Source organism: Nitrospira sp. T9, assembly GCF_052156535.1.
Lineage (GTDB): Bacteria > Nitrospirota > Nitrospiria > Nitrospirales > UBA8639 > Nitrospira_E.
Genome location: NZ_JBQKUP010000032.1, coordinates 154,496 through 171,558, shown reverse-complemented (window position 1 = coordinate 171,558; position 17,063 = coordinate 154,496). Strand labels below are relative to the sequence as shown.

The following is a 17,063-nucleotide window of genomic DNA, read 5'->3' as shown; positions in this document are numbered from 1 at the left end:
TCTTTTCCCGGCATCGGATTACAGGAAAAGTAGGACCTGCGACAGCTGCGGATTTCATGCGCTTATGCCGTTAACCAACTCATTGACAGATGGGTTGTAAAGATCAAATAGGACTTTCTGCTCTATAAATTTCAACGAATTGAACAATTAGAAAAGCCGCGAATAGACAAAGAAAAGAATAGTGGGGGGTAAGGTTTGGTAGATAAATTCTTAAGGGGGAAGCCCTCACAATAGTGATGGGCCCAATTAACATGCTCTAAACCCACGGTGGATAAAGAATCATGATCTCAATGGAAACAAGGGGTTCAAACATTTGATTTTTTCATAAGGGGGTGTATAAAAAATAAACCAGCTCAACTGGGAACGAAAATTCCCTGGCTATTCCAATTGGTGAAAAAGCCTGGAAATCTCTCTTACACTGCTGCAGCTTGCTCAAGCGAAGATGACTGTTGAACAATTTTTTCAATTTCGATGCCGTCTAACACCTCTTTCTCCAACAAGGCTTCAGCGATTGCCCGTAATGTATGAATGTGTTCGGTTAGCATCCTGGTCGTTCGTTCATAAGATTCAACTACAAGCCGTTTGACTTCTTTGTCAATTTCTAAAGCCACTTGATCACTAAAATCTCGACGAGAACCAAAATCACGTCCCAGGAAAACTTCTTCATCTTTTTTTCCAAATGTCAACGGACCTAATTTTTCACTCATACCCCATTCGCAAACCATTTTTCTCGCCAAATCAGTAGCCCGCTCAATATCGTTCCCAGCCCCAGTCGTCACGCTTTTAAAGATCAATTCTTCTGCCACGCGTCCTCCAAACAGAATGGAGAGTGTGTTGTACAAAAAGTCCTTCGAGTAACTATGACGGTCATCGATGGGCAGTTGCATCGTCATGCCCAAAGCCCGCCCCCGAGGGATAATGGTGACCTTATGAACAGGATCCGTTCCTGGTAAGAGTTTCGCCATCAAAGCGTGGCCAGCCTCATGAAACGCCGTCGTGCGCTTTTCTTCCTCAGTCAGAACCATGCTCTTACGTTCGACACCCATTAAGACCTTATCTTTGGCGTTTTCAAAGTCTATTTGGTCAACAGTTTTTTTATCCAGGCGAGCAGCCCACAAGGCGGCTTCGTTAACCAGATTTTCCAAATCAGCCCCTGAAAAACCTGGAGTCCCTCTGGCAATTTGTTCCAAATCCACATCTGACGAGACAGGGACTTTTTTAGTATGAACCTTGAGAATTTCCCCTCTCCCACGAACATCAGGGCGATTCACGACAACTTGCCGATCAAACCGGCCTGGTCGTAACAAGGCAGGGTCCAGCACATCAGGTCTATTGGTCGCCGCAATCAGGATCACGCCTTCCGTGGTATCAAACCCATCCATTTCAACTAATAATTGATTGAGTGTTTGCTCCCGTTCATCATGCCCTCCCCCAAGACCGGCGCCACGCAATCGGCCTACCGCATCGATTTCATCAATAAAAATGATACATGGCGCATGCTTTTTCCCCTGCTCAAAGAGATCTCGAACCCGGGAAGCCCCAACTCCGACAAACATTTCTACAAAATCCGATCCACTAATGCTAAAAAACGGCACACCGGCCTCGCCAGCAATCGCTTTGGCTAACAAAGTTTTTCCCGTACCTGGAGGCCCAACGATCAGGACTCCCTTGGGAATACGCCCGCCTAATTTTTGGAATTTTGCAGGGTCCTTCAGAAAATCAATGATTTCTACCACTTCCTCTTTTGCCTCATCCACCCCCGCAACATCCGCAAACGTGATTTTTTTCTTCTCCTCGGTTAGGAGGCGGGCACGGCTTTTCCCAAATGACAGAGCCCGATTGCCGCCCATCTGCATTTGACGCATCAGGAAAAACCACAATCCCAAAAAGAGTACAAATGGTCCCCAGGAGAGCAGGAAGGTGATATACCAGGGATTATCTTCAGGTGGTTTGGCTTCAATTTGTACGGATTTTTCCTGCAAAACCTTAACCAGGTCTGGATATTCAACCGAATAGGTTTGAATGCGGGTACCATCTTTCAAAATCGCACTGATATTATTGTTCTTGATGATAACTCGTTCAACATCCCCTTTTTCCAAGTGAGCCATGAAATCACTAAAGATGACGGGATCTTCCGGGTGCTGATTAGGCACCGTAAAGAGATTGAACAACAAAATCATGAACAAACACACAAACACCCAAAACAGTAAGTTTTTCACCCGAGAATTCATACCGAGGGTAACCCCCTTAGCAATTCAAATGTCATAAAGAGCCGAACCGTCCAGCCATTAGCTTAACCAATTGATTCTATCACGCACTTTTTAGAACTGACAACCGCATCAAGACTGCGAGTCTTCTCGAACCAACTTTGGGTCGAGTTTAGCCAGGTAAGGAAGATTTCGATATTTTTGCTTAAAATCCAGCCCATACCCCACAACATAGGTCGAAGGCACTTCAAACCCCACATACCGCAAATCAACCTCCACCTTGCGATTGGCAGGCTTACTAATCAACGCGCAGACAGCCACAGAGGCTGGCTTCTTCTTCATCAACGTTTTGACTAAAAACTGAGCAGTTACTCCAGAGTCCACAATATCTTCTACCAGCAACACATGGCGATTATTAATCTTTTCTGTCAACTCTGACCACACTTTCACCTTTTTGGCCGAACTACCGATGGTTTTGTGACTTTTGGCAATCAGAAAATCAATTTGTATAGGCAATCGGATGACTCGAACCAAATCGGCAAAAAACACATAGGCCCCTTTGAGCACCCCGACAACCAAAAGATCCTTGTCTTGATAATCCTGAGAAATTTGCTTTCCCAGTTCCTTAATGCGCGCCCTCATGGCTTCTTGCGTAACCAGGGGTTTTCCAAAGATTTGATCCATAGAGACTTCCATATTACATGATCATCCTGGCCACGACGACCGAGGTCGTAGATGATGAAACCTGGAAACGTTCATCTGCTCGTAATCCAGCAACCCAGACAATTCCCTCAGGCGCAACCAATAAAGGTACCTTGTTCCGCTGGGAACGGGGTAATTTAAGATCCGAAAAAAAATCCTGGATTTTTTTTTGTCGGCCACCAAGTCCCTTGGGACAAAAAATATCTCCAGGCATCCAACTTCGTAACATTAATTCAGGAGTAAATCTCGCCGGATCAAGATAAATCTCTGAGTGGTTCGCATGGCCATTCATTACTGGAGATAATGTTCTTGAAACCGAAAAATGGTGCCCCGTGGGGAGCCAAACCACCTCACCAGGAATGGATAAAGGCATCGCGCTCACCCTGGAATAATCCTTTTCAGGTTGATGCATTTCCTCACAGGAGCAAATCACCAGACGATCATATTCCTGTCCAACCCGCACGCCGTGATATTCGATCGTCCAACCCGACTGCCCATGCTCTAACCGATCTAATACCCGTTCCACAAAGTCGAACCTCGGACTCTGCTGGTGTCCGACAATGATCTGAAGACTCTGGCGGACCACCCTCCGACGAATAGGTAACGGTACGTTTAAAAGCGCCATACGGTCAAATTTCCGTTCTCCCATGGTGTCTGACACACACGTGCGCTGGAACGCTTCATCCGCTAATGTCTCCAGGTATGCATGATCATCCCGTAATATATGTGCCTGCCGGGTCAACACATTCACAATTCCTGGCGAGTACTGTTTCAATTGAGGAATCAGGTGCTGACGAATGCGATTCCGGAGGTACACCGGTTGAACATTGGAGGAATCCAATCTGTATTCCTCCTCCCTCTCCTTCAGATACGCCACAATCTCACTTCGATGGAAATCAAGCAAGGGACGAACGACATACATTCCTCGCTTGGGAGGAATGCCGCCTAATCCACCGGTTCCACACCCGCGTAGCATCCACATAAGAACCGTCTCGGCTTGATCGTCTGCCGTATGACCAAGCACTAACTTTGTCGCCTTTCGGTCAAGGACCATTTGCTCTAATGCCCGGTACCGCGCTCTTCTCGCATATTCCTGAAGTGATTCCTTCTTCAATTTTGCGTCATCTTTGTTCAGATGGAGCCGGCGAACCATAACGGGCACCCCAAATCTCTCACCTAAATCCTGCACAAATTTTGCATCCCCTTCACCTTCAGCTCCGCGAAATCCATGGTCCACATGTCCAATACAGATGTCCCAATGCCACTGGGTGCACAACTCCACCAAACACCTAAAAAGGGCCACAGAATCAGGGCCCCCGGAAACCGCCGCCACGATCCGATCTCCTGACGCCAATAACTCCTTAGCCCGAATAGCCTGGTCAACTTTTCCTTCCATTCCAACAAAGGGACCTAAACGATTCATCTATACACTTTCCCCCTGGACGACCGCAGGAATTCGGGGTCTTCCTGAATAGTTCCGCAAGATCTCCCTGGCTCGCCGACCATCCTGGTCCATTTGACTCACAAGGTCCTGAGAATTGGCAAACATCATATCTCCTCGCACTTTTTCAATAAAATGCACTGAAATGCTTTCCCCATATAGCTGGAGAGTCTTATCAAACATATGCACTTCCAATAAACGTTCCTCTTCAGAAAATGTCGGCCGCGTGCCGATATAGGCAATGGAATCCAGACATTCTCCTTTCAACACTGTCAGAGTGGCATACACGCCATCCGCAGGAAGAACACGATGCCCGGGGAGTCGAAGATTGGCCGTCGGCCATCCAAACTGTTTCCCTCGCTTCTCCCCGGAAATTACAATACCCTCTAGCATATAGGGGCGCCCCAAACATTGTGCACCCTGCCCAACGTCCCCAACGGTCAGGCATTGGCGAATGCGCGTCGAACTCACCACCTTCTGTCCCACAATTACGGGCGCTATCGGCTCAACCGAAAAATCTGCTTGTGTCCCCAATTCAATCAGATCCTTCACTCCTCCACTTCGTCCCTTACCGAATACAAAATTTTCTCCAACAAACAGCTTTCGGATCCCAAGCCCGTCATGGAGAACCTGACGAACAAACTCATCCGGCCGAAGACCGGCTAACTCCTTGGTAAAATGGAGAATCACCAGCTCCCCGACTCCTAGACGTTCAAAGAACGCAATCTTTTCATGGTCATCAGATAAAAATTTATGGACAGATCCGGGACGCAACACCTCGACAGGATGCGGAGCAAAGGACAACACCATAGGATATCCATTGACCTGCCGGGCGCAATCCACGACAGCCTGTACAAGAGCACGATGTCCCAAATGCTGGCCATCGAAATTGCCAATGGTGAGAACAGGACAGGGAGCGGGACGAACCGTCGGTAATCCTCGAGAAATTTTCATACACCGTCACGGGTGAGGAGACATGCAGCCTCTTTGGCAAAATACGTGAGGATCAGGTCCGCCCCTGCGCGTTTAATCGCGAGTAAACTTTCCATCATCACCGAAGCTTCATCGACCCAGCCTAACTGCGCACCGGCCTTGATCATGCTGTATTCCCCACTAACTTGATACGCCGCCACGGGAACGGCCGCAAGTTCGCGAACTCGCCGCAGAATATCCAAATAAAACAAGGCTGGCTTCACCATCACGATATCGGCCCCCTCCTGAATGTCCAGTTCCACCTCACGCAACGCTTCCCTCGCATTGGCTGCATCCATTTGGTAGGACCGTCGGTCCCCAAAAGATGGGCTCGAAAAGGCCGCATCACGAAACGGGGCATACAACGCCGAAGCATACTTGGCAGAATAGGCCATGATGGGCATTTCAGAAAATCCCTGTTGGTCCAATGCCTGTCGAATCGCGGCAACCCGGCCATCCATCATATCGGAAGGAGCAACCATATCCACACCCGCTTCCACATGACTCAGCGCCATTGCCTGAAGGCACTCCAGCGTTTCATCATTGAGAATCCGGCCGTCTCGAACAATTCCGCAATGACCATGCGAAGTATATTCATCAATACACACATCGGTGATCACCATTAAATCGGGCAAATGGTCTTTAAGCGCCCGAACTGCACGCTGAACAATCCCATCCTTCTCATAGGCGGAAGATCCACGCTCGTCTTTGTGTTCAGGAATCCCAAATAAGATGACGGCCGGAACCCCTAATCCCCAGGCATCTTTGGCTTCCTGAACGACCCGATCCACAGACCACCGCCATTGACCAGGCATCGAGGCAATCGGTTCTTGCTTATTCTCCCCAAAGGTCACAAACAAGGGATAGATGAAATCAGCCGGACTCAGGTGCGTCTCCCTGACCATGCGGCGAAGGGATTCATGTTGCCGCAAACGACGTAAACGATGAACGGGAAATCCCATACTCGTCCTTACTTTCGAGGAAGATTTGTTAAAAAGACCACTAGATCCCGAACAGAGATCATCCCCACCATGGTTCCAGCCTGTGTAACTCCCAGATGCCGAATATGTTCTTTAGCCATTAAATCATTTGCATCTAACAGGGTTCGATCGGCCTCGATACTGACAATTGGAGCGGACATAATTTTTTCGACCGTCGTCCGCATCGGGTCCGCACCCGCGGCGACCACCCTTCGAACCAAATCCGTATCAGTTAAAATGCCGATAATTTCCTCTCCACTGGTCACAATCACACTCCCGATTCCATTATCCCGCATCATTTCTGCAGCGGTCTTGACTAAAATATCCCGGTCAACTTTGACAATTTTGTCTACCGGAACCATACAAGATTTTACAGGAACCATGACGCTACTCCTCCCATCTATCGGTTAACAAAACGTGGTGTCTAGAACCTCCTCCACCATAGAATATTTATGAAGAATTTATGAAGACGATACCAATCGCGTATCCTTCGGATTTTGCTGGGCGTGAATGATCATGGCATCGACCAACGCCGGAACTGTATTCTCCAACGCCATGACATCCACCGACAGCCCTTCTTCCTGAACGGTTTGAGCGGTGATCGGGCCAATAACGGCCACGATCAAATGCCGCGTTAATTCCTGCAATTCCTGGCGATTCTCAAACAACTGACAAAAATTTTTCACTGTTGAAGAACTGGTAAAGGTCACATACTGAATTTCCCTGTTGCGCAGTCGATCACGAAGAGGGCCCATATCGACGATAGGAGGAAGAGCTTGATAGACATGAACGACATCAACGGTGGCACCCATGGCTTTCAACTGGTCAGGAAGAATTTCGCGTGCCACTTTGGCTCGAGGAATCAATATCCGTTGACTTGCGACCCCTAACCCACCGAGGGCCTGCAAAATCCCCTCTGCCTGAAAATCTTGGGGAACCAGATCCGAGGCAATTCCCCAACGAGCAGCCTCTTCCCGGGTGCGAGGACCTATGCAACATACACGGATTCCGGCCAAGCTCCGCACATCTTTGTGATGAAACCAGAGACGCTCCATGAAGGATTGCACGCCATTTACACTTGTGAAAATCACCCAGTCGTATGTCGAAATCGCAGCAATCGCCTCATCCACAGGTGCCCACCTATCAGGAGGATGAATCTCCAACGTAGGACATTCCACCGGTTCCGCACCCTGCGCCGCCAGCAAATTTGAAAGAGCCGGCGCCTGGGCACGAGGTCTAGTCACTAACACCCCTTGTCCAAACAGAGGACGTGATTCATGCCAGTTCAGTCGTTCACGTAACCGAACAACTTCACCCACGACAATCACTGATGGCGGACTCATGTCTGCCTGAAAGGCTAATTCCACAATGTCGGATAACGTTCCCACCACTGTTCGTTGACGTGCATAGGTCCCCCATCGGATCACCGCAACGGGAGTCGTTGCAGGCTTGCCTTCCTGAATGAGCCGGCCCACAATCTGCGGAAGATTTTTCATGCCCATTAAAAAGACAAGGGTCCCTTCAGCCGAAGCGAAACGCGGCCATTCCATGGCACTCGATGGTTTGGTCGGATCTTCATGGCCGGTCACAAATGCGACCGTCGAGGCGAGAGTCCGGTGTGTCACGGGAATACCAGCATACGCCGGCACTGCTACGGCAGCCGTCACTCCAGGTACCACTTCAAAGGGGATCCCTGCGTCAGCGATCACTTCGGCTTCTTCACCTCCACGGCCAAACACAAAAGGATCCCCCCCCTTGAGTCGCACGACACATTTGCCTTCTTGAGCTTTGGTAACCAACAAGGCGTGAATCTCTGCCTGATCCCGATAAGCACCACGCCCTTTTCTGCCGACGTAAATACACTCGGCGTGAGAAGGGGAAAATTTCAACAATTCTGGATTAGCCAAGTGATCGTAGAGCACCACGTCAGCCTGCTCGAGACACTCTTTCCCTCGTAAAGTCAGCAACTTGGCATCGCCGGGCCCGGCTCCAACCAAAAACACCCGACCATGAATTGCAACTAACTTGGTCATGCCATCCCATAAATTTCCTGGAGAATGGGCTGCGCCCCACCGTCCAACAATTGTTCAGCCACCTGCGTGCCTATCGATTCGGCTTCCCCCGCTGGTCCCGATACCACTTGACGGATATATCGTTTCCCATCAAGGCTTGTGACTAACCCATCCAGAGTCAGGGTGTCCCCTTGGAGAGTCGCATACCCTGCAATAGGAACCTGGCATCCGCCTTCTAACCCTGCAAGCAACGCCCGTTCGGCAGTGACCGCAATCCGAGTTGGCCGATGTTCAAACTGAGCCACCAGATCTCGAATCCAGGAATCATCTTTCCGTCCTTCCAGACCCAACGAACCTTGCCCAATTGCCGGCAGACTCACATCCACGGGCAAATACTCCGTCACTTCCTGATCCCATCCTAAGCGCTTGAGCCCGGAGGCGGCCAGAATAATGGCATCATACTGACCCTCTCGAACCTTGCGAAGTCGTGTATCAACATTCCCACGCAACATCGCAATCTCAAGATCCGGCCGAGCATGTAACAACTGCGCTTGTCTTCGCAAACTACTGGTTCCGACTCGTGCACCAATCGGCAATGTCGCCAAGGTATGGCCTTCACGGGCAATCAACGCATCCCTGGGATCCTCCCGCTCGGGAACACAAACAATTCCCAGTCCTTCAGGCAATTCTGACGGTACGTCTTTCATGCTATGCACGGCCAGATCAATATCTCGTCTGAGCAACGCTTCTTCGATTTCTTTGACAAACAGGCCTTTTCCTCCAATTTTGGCCAAAGGCACATCTTGAATTTTATCTCCGCTGGTTTGAATGCGCTTCAGAATGACAGAGATATCCGGAACAAGGGCTTTGAGCTGACCTTGCACCCATTCGGCCTGCCATATAGCCAACTGGCTACCTCGTGTTCCCACAATGAGCGTAGACCGTGTTCGACTCCCCTGATTCATACGCCATCCCTCTGCGGCAGGGGCTCCTCGCTCACGCCATCACCTGTCTCATCTTCCAGGAGTGGGATCTCTCCGGAGTGAATCTCCCGCTCGCGAAGTTCAAAAAACCGGCGGGCGGCTTCAATAAACGCAAATCCATTTTGAGATTGCGCTTCCGATTTTAAGGTCACAACCGGGCCATGGAGTAATTTATTCACAATCGCCGAGGCCAGTCCTTCGATAGCAGCTCGCTCCTTTGGCGACAATTCTCCCAGACGACCGAAAACTTTCTCCAACTCGCCTTGTTTGATCTCTTCCGCTTTTTTTCTCAAGGCCACAATTGTTGGCGTTGCTTCCAGGCCACGAACCCAGGCGACCATACTTCCGACTTCTTCCCTGACCATGTGCTCGGCGGTTTCGGCTTCTTTCAATCGTTCTTCCTGATTATGCCCCACATGGGCTTTGAGATCATCAATGTCAAACACATAGGCGTTATCAACATCCTTGACCGCCGGATCAATATTTCGAGGCACCGTGATATCAATCAAAAACATGGGACGGTTCATTCGATGATACACCGCCATTTCGATATCATCCTTGGTAATAACATAGTGGGGAGCCCCCGTGGCGCAAATCACAATATCCACCTTGGGTAGCGTGCTTCGAAGCTGTTCATAGGGAACCGCCTGTCCATGAAAGCGCTCGGCCAGAGTGAAAGCACGATGATGATTCCGATTGGCAATGAGAACCTCCTTTACACCCTGATTCACCAGGTGTTGCGCCGCCAACTTTCCCATCTCCCCGGCACCGACTAACAACACGACTCGTTGCTTCAGATTCGAAAAAACTTTTTTGGCTAATTCCACAGCGGCATAGCTGACAGAAACCGCATATTCCCCAATCCGCGTGTTCGTCCGGACACTTTTTCCTACCGAAATAGCTTTCTTGACGACCTTATTAAGAATGACTCCTGACGAACGATGGGTCAGAGCCAGCTCATAGGCCTCCTTAACTTGCCCAAGGACCTGTGGTTCTCCCACGACCATGGAATCTAAACTAGCCGATACACGAAATAAATGCGCGATGGCTTCGTCATCACTATATCGATACAGGTGAGGGAGTAAATCCTCAGAAGATAAGGAGAAATGTGTTGAGACCAAAAAATCTTCCAATTGACGAAAACCCCATTCTCCCTTTTCCACGACGGCATACACTTCAACACGGTTGCAGGTCCCCAGATACATGGCCTCTTTAATTCCGGAATACGCCATGAGCCGACCCAACGCTTCTCCCATCCGGCTATCCTGGATGGCCAGTAATTCACGAAGTTCAACGGAAGCCGTCCGATGATTGAGGCCTAACACGATAATATTCATAACGGTGACATCGGTTGAGGACTTTTGATAAGGATGCCGACAAAAGTCAAAATTACTCCGGCAAATCCCACAATGGTTAGATAGGCAGCTTTTTTCGCCCTCCATCCGGCCGTCACCCTTCCCATCAGGACAGCAAAATAAAAGAACCAGGTAATTAACGCCCAAATTTGCTCAGAGTTCCAACTCAAATACGACCCAATCGTTAATTGGGCTGAAACGGCCCCCGTCAGAATTCCTAAGGTCAATAGGGGAAACCCAAAAAGGATAGATCGTTGATTGAGAGAATCTAAAAAATCCAGCGGTGGGAGCTTGAAAGCTAACACATTAAATTGTTTGGACTTCAAGAGACGCTCCTGCATCACATACATCAGCCCGGCCACAAAGGCAACAGCAAATCCGATGGTACCCAGGATACTCAGGGTCACATGAACCCAGACCGTCTGAAAGACCGGGGCAAGGGTGCCGGCTGACTGAGGGGCCAGGGTTGCCGAAACGAGAGACAGAAAGGCCAGTGGGAGGATAAAGGCGCCCAACACTTCTAAACCCCGTTTCAGGCCAACAACCAAAAAGACCAGCACTAACCCCCAAGCAAAAAATGACATCGCGTCCTTAAATGTCATGATAGGAACATGCCCCGTCGATACCATAGCCATTATGAGCGCCGTGGTATGAGAAACAAACCCCAAACCTGTGGCCATAAGAGAAATTTTTGAGATGGCATCAGAACGGTGCCAGAGATACAGAAGAAAAAGGAGCGTGCCTCCAAAATAAAGGCCCATGGTGAGATATGACAGTAATTCAGACATTGAACAACCTAGTAAAGGAACATGCACAATGACCCATTGTCGAGTATAGATCTGGACACAGAGAAGGTCAAGAAAATCAATGAGTTACCAGCATTCCTTAGTTGCCAAGACTAGGAAAATCACACCCCATATCCGCCTATACAGTGCCTGCGGTAGTTCCACCACAAACAAAAGCTTGACCAGTTATTGCACTAGCCGCATGTGAACAAAGATACAGGACGAAACTGGCCACTTCCTCGGCTTCCGCCATCCTTTTTATCGGAATCGTACTTATCGCGATTTCACGAAATTCATCCGGTGAAACCCCAAGGCTGGCGGCAGTTTCTTCGATACCCTGCCTGGCCATGGCGGTATCCACCAACGTTGGGAAAATGGCATTCACCGTTATGCCCTGGGAGGGGACTTCCAGTGCCAGAGCTTTTGTGAACCCTAAAATGCCATGTTTGGCTGTACAATAGGCTAAATACCCTGCCACGCCAAATCGTGTCCCAAGACGGAGGAGATATTAACGACTCGTCCATAGTGGTGTGTGAGCATATGTAAATAGCGAGCTTGGAAACCAAGTAGCTGCCTGTTAAATTCACCTCAAGAATATTCTGCCATTTGGAATCATCCGGGTCATGTATCGATGTTTGACCTGAGGCTCCTGCGTTATTAACAAGAATGTCCAGCCTTCCAAACTTCTGGATCACCCTCTTCATGGTACGCCCAACATCGAGCCGTTGGGTCACATCGCATGGTACCGAAACCACTTGGCAATGGCACGTCCAATGCCCAATCCACCTCCCGTAACCAGAGCCACCTGACCTTGCAAACTATGGATGTCACCCATCCTTCATATCCTTATCATTTGGCAACTGAGTGAGGAGGCGGGTACGACTGAAACCTCCTGGACAATGGCAGGCTCACGCAGTACCATCTCCAACCTTGCCCTACATCATTTTCCCTCAATAGGCCATGACCGGAACGCTCTATATTGTCAGCACACCTATCGGAAATCTGGAAGATATGACCTTCCGGGCTATCCGCATTCTACAAGAGGTAGCCATTATTGCAGCTGAGGACACACGTCGCACACAAAAACTCTGCACCTATTATCACATCGGCACACCACTCACCAGCTATCACGATTTCAACAAGGAGGAGAAAACCGACATTCTCCTCCATCGGCTCCAGGAAGGAAGCTCCGTTGCCTTGGTTTGCGATGCGGGGACCCCTCTTATTTCGGATCCGGGGTTTTATCTGGTTCGCCAGGCGATCAAGTCCAATATTCCACTTATCCCAATTCCAGGACCATCCTCCGTTCTTACGGCATTATGCGTGTCAGGTTTGGCAACGGATCGATTTATTTTTGAGGGATTTGTGCCCAGAAAACCAGGGGCCAGAGAAAAGTTTTTCCAAAATCTTAAAGAAGAAAAAGGTACCATTATTGTCTTTGAAACCCAGCATCGGATTCTCAAAACATTACAAGTCATCACTACCGTCATGGGAAACAGACACATCGTAGTGACACGGGAACTGACAAAACTCAACGAAGAAATTCTACGGGGAGAAAGTGAAGAAGTGGTTCAACAGTTAAAAGGCAAATCGATTAAAGGAGAAATAACGCTTTTAATACAAGGCTTACCTCAAAGGAGTAAAAGGCAATTGGAACCATTACCTGAAAGCTCCAGGCCGACCTCCATCACACACTTACCTTCTGAATAACCACACGGTAATATTGGTCAACTTTTTCTTGTTTAAGGATCTGGTGACCCTCATTGGTAATGCTTTGCGGGACATTTCGAATTGGTTCGCCTTCATCCAACAACACCCTCAACTGATCACCGCTTTCTAAAGATTCCAGCTTAAGCTTCGTCTTCACAAAGTTATAGGGACAAATTACACCTCGCAGATCCAATTCCTCCATGGTCTCTCAATCTTCTCCCGCCGACGGCTTATTAACAGATAAAATTTACTTTCTTTAATCCTTATTGATTTCATGGGCCAAATAACAAAAGAGCGTACCGGACATTGACCGGCACGCTCTTTTACACTACAAAAATGGCTTGTTATCAATAACCTATTGAACGGTACCCTTGTTAAAGTTCTTGCGATCATCCCCGTAGTCAGTGGCAACGGTCTTATCTGTCCGTTCATTGACTGTGGTCGGTTGAGGGGCACATTGCCAGCAAGGCGCGGCACCAGTCATCATACCAACGTCGCTGGTAATTCCTGACTTGACTTCACCTGGCTGTACTGCACCCTCAGGCATTCCAGTATAAGATCCACTCTTAACGGTGAGACCCCTTGAAGCGTATGGGTCTGGTTTTTGACCAAATCCGCCACCAAAGCCTGGATTATCGGCTCCTCCCAACAATTGACTTCCCTTTAACACATACACATCACGAACCAACTTCCGCCCAGTTCCAAACTTTTGATCCTCGGAGGTTTCATTCGCTGCTTGGATCGTAACGTAATCACCCTTGCCAATAGCTTTGAGATTCGCCATGTTGGTTTTGTTGTCAAAATACAGCTCTTTTAAGTTCAAGGCACCTCGAAGGGTTTGCCGTTCATCGTGGGAACTTCCTCCCATATCAAGCCACAGCCTTCCCCCTGCGTAATCAATACCGACAACTTCACCCTGAATCGTTTCATCTGCTGAAAGGTACCGCAACATGTCGTCTTGGTCCATCACCCGTGACCTGTCTCCTACACCTTGAGAATCTCCGACACCAGTCCCATACCCTACATGCTGAGGTGGACGCTCTTGCGCCACCGCCACGCTCACCGAGCCTGCAAAAATCATTGCTAATCCAAAATACCCTACCTTCCGCATGTGGCTCCTCCTTGGAAGTGTGAGTGAATAATCAAAAAAACAAACGAATACAAATATACGATTTTATTTCATGATCAAGGGCACCAACTATAGTCAAGGCCGTAGCCCCTGTCAAGTCAATTCTTGCCATTAAATCCTTGTTTAACATATCAGAAATTTCACTTAAAGGCTTACACTGTTTTTTTCCATTTTCTCAATTTAAATTGAACCACAAAGACCATAATGGTGCCCGGAGGGAGGGTCGAACTCCCACTCTCGTGAAAGAACCGGATTTTGAGTCCGGCGCGTCTGCCAGTTCCGCCATCCGGGCAAGGCCATTTTCTCATGCGATATCTACCATGAACCTCTATGCAGGTCAAACAGGAAAAGCTGACCCCCCTTCTCCTATTATAAATAAACCATAGCGGGGCTATTCTCATTTATTCCCCATTAAGACCAGTCCCAAATTTTATCCAATGGAACCCAGTGCGAACTTTTCACCCCATTTTCGAAACAATGTTTCCTTGAGGATGCGATGATCAGGCAGCGTCAACCGTGGATCACATTCCAATATTCTTCCTGCCATTTGTTTCGCTTTTATTAACAACACGGTATCTCGAGCCAAATCCGCTACACGAAAATCCATTTCCCCCCATTGTTTGACCCCTAAGACATGCCCAGGCCCACGAATTTTCAAATCTTCTTCCGCCAGTGCAAACCCGTCTTCACATTGTGCAAATACCCCAAGGCGTCGCCTCGCCGTAGAAGGGGAAAACGCTTCTCCGTGGGGACGCCTCCCGATCTCATCGAGCGACATTCGATTGGACTCAAGCTTCAAGGGTATTTGCTGGGAATAGGGAGGAATTTTCCCCAGGCCATGAATCAGCATACAATAGCCTTGAGAAAGACCTCGCCCGACCCGGCCCCGCAATTGATGCAATTGCGCCAACCCAAACCGTTCCGCATGTTCAATGAGCATGACCGTCGCATTGTGAACATCCAAGCCGACCTCGACGACAGTGGTGGCCACCAACACATCAATCTCTTTCTTTTTAAACTGGGCCATGACCACTTGTTTTTCGCGGGATGGCAATCGGCCATGCAGCAAACCGACCCGAAATGGAGCACATTCTTCCCGTAATTGCTCGGCAGCCTCAATGGCTGCCTGCAAATCAATTTTTTCTGATGGTTCAACGAGCGGATACACCACATAGGCCTGCCGCCCCGCTTCTAATTCTTTTCGCATCAAACGATGCGCGTCTTTCCGTTGACCGGTCGGGAACAACATTGTCTTTACGGGTTTTTTCCCTGGAGGAAACTGATCAATCACCGACACATCCAAGTCCCCATACAACGTCATCGCTAAGGTCCTGGGGATAGGCGTGGCGGTCATCACCAACACATCGGGATGCCATGGCGCTTTCCCCCGAAGCTGCGCGCGCTGCAGCACACCGAATTTGTGTTGCTCATCCACAATTACCAACCCAAGCTTGGCAAAGTGCACATCCGGCTGTAACAACGCGTGTGTACCCACCACCACCTGCACCTGACCTGACTGCATTCCAGCAAGTATCTTCCCGCGCTCGCGTCCTGTCTGCCCGCCCTTCAACAAAAGGCACCGGACACCCAGAGCATCGAATAGGGGAAGCAACGACAGATAGTGCTGTTCGCTCAACACTTCCGTGGGTGCCATCAAGGCCGCTTGATATCCGGACCCACAGGCCATCACGATGGCATGAAGAGCCACCACGGTCTTCCCACACCCTACATCTCCTTGCAGCAAGCGGTTCATACTGATTGGCCGTCCCATATCATGGCTAATTTCCTTGATCACCCGCTCTTGCGCCGAAGTGAGCGAAAAGGGCAATACGGTTTTCAGCTGTTCAACCAACGGGTTGCGAACAGCAAATGTGATGCCTTCAAGGTCCTGAGTCTGCCCTTGGCGCCGCATGGCGAGTGCTAATTGCAGGAGAAACAATTCTTCAAACGCCAGGCGTTGGTGCTCTGGCGTCGCGTAGGCATTTAAGGCCTCCACCGAACGCTCCTGACTGGGAAAGTGTAAGACGGGTAATGCCTCCGGAAGGGTTGGCACTCCAAGTTGTGTTCGCATGGTTAAGGGCAACATTTCTTGTAACTGACCGGCATAATGGTCAAAAATTGATCGAATAATTCGTCGAATCTGCTTGGAGCTCAACCCATTCGTTTCATGATAGACGGGAACAATCCGGCCCCCACACATGTCCGGCAATTCGTCCTCATCCAACAATTCATACTCCGGCCCACGCATGGTCATCGGTGAACTTCCAGACGAATTGGACAAGACTGGGCCGGTCAATAACAGAGAGGCACCAGGCACAAAGGTTTTCTCCAAATAGGGCTGGTTGAAAAACACGCATTCGATAAGACCCGTCTCATCCCTCACCGTCACCGTGACCACGACCAGACGTCTTCGATAGGTTGTTTTTACCCACACTTTCTGCACTCTGCCTTTAATGGTGGCCTTCATGCCAGGGAGAAGGTTCCCGATGGGCAACACTTCCAATCGGTTTTCGTATCGCCAGGGTAAGAACCAGAAAGCATCCTCTAATGTTTGCACCTCTAATTTTTCCAGCAGGCGGGCTCTCCGAGGCCCCACCCCTTTGGCAAATTGAATGGGAATCTCAGAAAGAGAGGAAGGAGTCGGCATGATGATTACAAAAAGCCTCTTTCACAAGAACCGGAAGACTTCCACCGAACAACCGTGGATGAATACTCAAACCGGCCCAATCTACTTTAAAGGCATACGAGGCAATGTGAGGGCGAAAAACGAACAGTCCAAGCAACACA

General features: G+C 49.2%; 15 protein-coding genes, 1 tRNA gene and 1 pseudogene. 1 reads left to right on the top strand and 16 read right to left on the bottom strand.

The annotated features are described in order from the left end of the window. Positions 1-413: 413 nt before the first annotated feature. The 12 genes and pseudogenes from ftsH to ACTRXD_RS07580 all read right to left on the bottom strand — a co-directional run. The gene (gene ftsH, locus ACTRXD_RS07635; protein ID WP_312646477.1) at positions 414-2,231 is read right to left on the bottom strand and encodes an ATP-dependent zinc metalloprotease FtsH; all 1,818 of its coding nucleotides are present in this window, start codon (positions 2,229-2,231) and stop codon (positions 414-416) included. A 108-nt stretch (positions 2,232-2,339) separates the two neighbouring features. Further along, positions 2,340-2,891, bottom strand: a complete 552-nt coding sequence (gene hpt / locus ACTRXD_RS07630) for a hypoxanthine phosphoribosyltransferase (RefSeq protein WP_442431233.1) — start codon at positions 2,889-2,891, stop codon at positions 2,340-2,342. Between the two features lie 13 nt (positions 2,892-2,904). Next, positions 2,905-4,332, bottom strand: coding sequence for a tRNA lysidine(34) synthetase TilS (gene tilS / locus ACTRXD_RS07625; RefSeq protein WP_442431232.1), 1,428 nt, complete (start codon positions 4,330-4,332; stop codon positions 2,905-2,907). Further along, positions 4,333-5,304 (bottom strand): bifunctional riboflavin kinase/FAD synthetase, encoded by a 972-nt coding sequence (locus ACTRXD_RS07620; protein WP_442431231.1) that lies wholly within the window; start codon positions 5,302-5,304, stop codon positions 4,333-4,335. It abuts the gene before it with no gap. Beyond that, positions 5,301-6,284 carry a porphobilinogen synthase gene (hemB, locus tag ACTRXD_RS07615; RefSeq protein ID WP_442431230.1) on the bottom strand — a complete coding sequence of 328 codons (984 nt, stop codon included), beginning with the start codon at positions 6,282-6,284 and terminating at the stop codon, positions 5,301-5,303. Before hemB ends, ACTRXD_RS07620 begins: the two co-directional genes overlap by 4 nt. A gap of 8 nt (positions 6,285-6,292) precedes the next feature. After that, positions 6,293-6,685, bottom strand: a complete 393-nt coding sequence (locus ACTRXD_RS07610; RefSeq protein WP_312744432.1) for a CBS domain-containing protein — start codon at positions 6,683-6,685, stop codon at positions 6,293-6,295. Between the two features lie 78 nt (positions 6,686-6,763). Further along, positions 6,764-8,335, bottom strand: coding sequence for a uroporphyrinogen-III C-methyltransferase (gene cobA / locus ACTRXD_RS07605; protein WP_442431229.1), 1,572 nt, complete (start codon positions 8,333-8,335; stop codon positions 6,764-6,766). Next, positions 8,332-9,279 carry a hydroxymethylbilane synthase gene (hemC, locus tag ACTRXD_RS07600; protein WP_442431228.1) on the bottom strand — a complete coding sequence of 316 codons (948 nt, stop codon included), beginning with the start codon at positions 9,277-9,279 and terminating at the stop codon, positions 8,332-8,334. Before hemC ends, cobA begins: the two co-directional genes overlap by 4 nt. Then, a complete protein-coding gene (gene hemA, locus ACTRXD_RS07595; RefSeq protein WP_442431227.1) occupies positions 9,276-10,634 on the bottom strand; it encodes a glutamyl-tRNA reductase in 1,359 nt (452 codons plus the stop codon). The genes hemC and hemA overlap by 4 nt, the downstream gene beginning before the upstream one ends. After that, the gene (locus tag ACTRXD_RS07590) at positions 10,631-11,440 is read right to left on the bottom strand and encodes a cytochrome C assembly family protein (RefSeq protein WP_442431226.1); all 810 of its coding nucleotides are present in this window, start codon (positions 11,438-11,440) and stop codon (positions 10,631-10,633) included. Before ACTRXD_RS07590 ends, hemA begins: the two co-directional genes overlap by 4 nt. Positions 11,441-11,576: 136 nt before the next feature. After that, positions 11,577-11,915, bottom strand: coding sequence for an SDR family NAD(P)-dependent oxidoreductase (locus ACTRXD_RS07585; protein ID WP_442431225.1), 339 nt, complete (start codon positions 11,913-11,915; stop codon positions 11,577-11,579). Positions 11,916-12,036: 121 nt separating this feature from the next. Continuing rightward, positions 12,037-12,141 (bottom strand): annotated as a pseudogene (locus ACTRXD_RS07580) (SDR family NAD(P)-dependent oxidoreductase); the annotation flags it as partial. A 256-nt stretch (positions 12,142-12,397) separates the two neighbouring features. Here ACTRXD_RS07580 and rsmI point away from each other — a divergent pair. Further along, positions 12,398-13,147 carry a 16S rRNA (cytidine(1402)-2'-O)-methyltransferase gene (rsmI, locus tag ACTRXD_RS07575; protein WP_442431224.1) on the top strand — a complete coding sequence of 250 codons (750 nt, stop codon included), beginning with the start codon at positions 12,398-12,400 and terminating at the stop codon, positions 13,145-13,147. Here the strand turns inward: rsmI and ACTRXD_RS07570 are convergent. The 4 genes from ACTRXD_RS07570 to recG form a co-directional block, all read right to left on the bottom strand. Further along, positions 13,125-13,349 (bottom strand): sulfurtransferase TusA family protein, encoded by a 225-nt coding sequence (locus ACTRXD_RS07570; protein ID WP_442431223.1) that lies wholly within the window; start codon positions 13,347-13,349, stop codon positions 13,125-13,127. The genes rsmI and ACTRXD_RS07570 overlap by 23 nt on opposite strands. 153 nt (positions 13,350-13,502) lie before the next feature. Beyond that, positions 13,503-14,258 (bottom strand): hypothetical protein, encoded by a 756-nt coding sequence (locus ACTRXD_RS07565; RefSeq protein ID WP_312646454.1) that lies wholly within the window; start codon positions 14,256-14,258, stop codon positions 13,503-13,505. A 223-nt stretch (positions 14,259-14,481) separates the two neighbouring features. After that, positions 14,482-14,568 (bottom strand) — tRNA-Leu (locus tag ACTRXD_RS07560). Positions 14,569-14,706: 138 nt separating this feature from the next. Then, a complete protein-coding gene (recG, locus tag ACTRXD_RS07555) occupies positions 14,707-16,923 on the bottom strand; it encodes an ATP-dependent DNA helicase RecG (RefSeq protein ID WP_442431222.1) in 2,217 nt (738 codons plus the stop codon). Positions 16,924-17,063 lie beyond the last annotated feature (140 nt).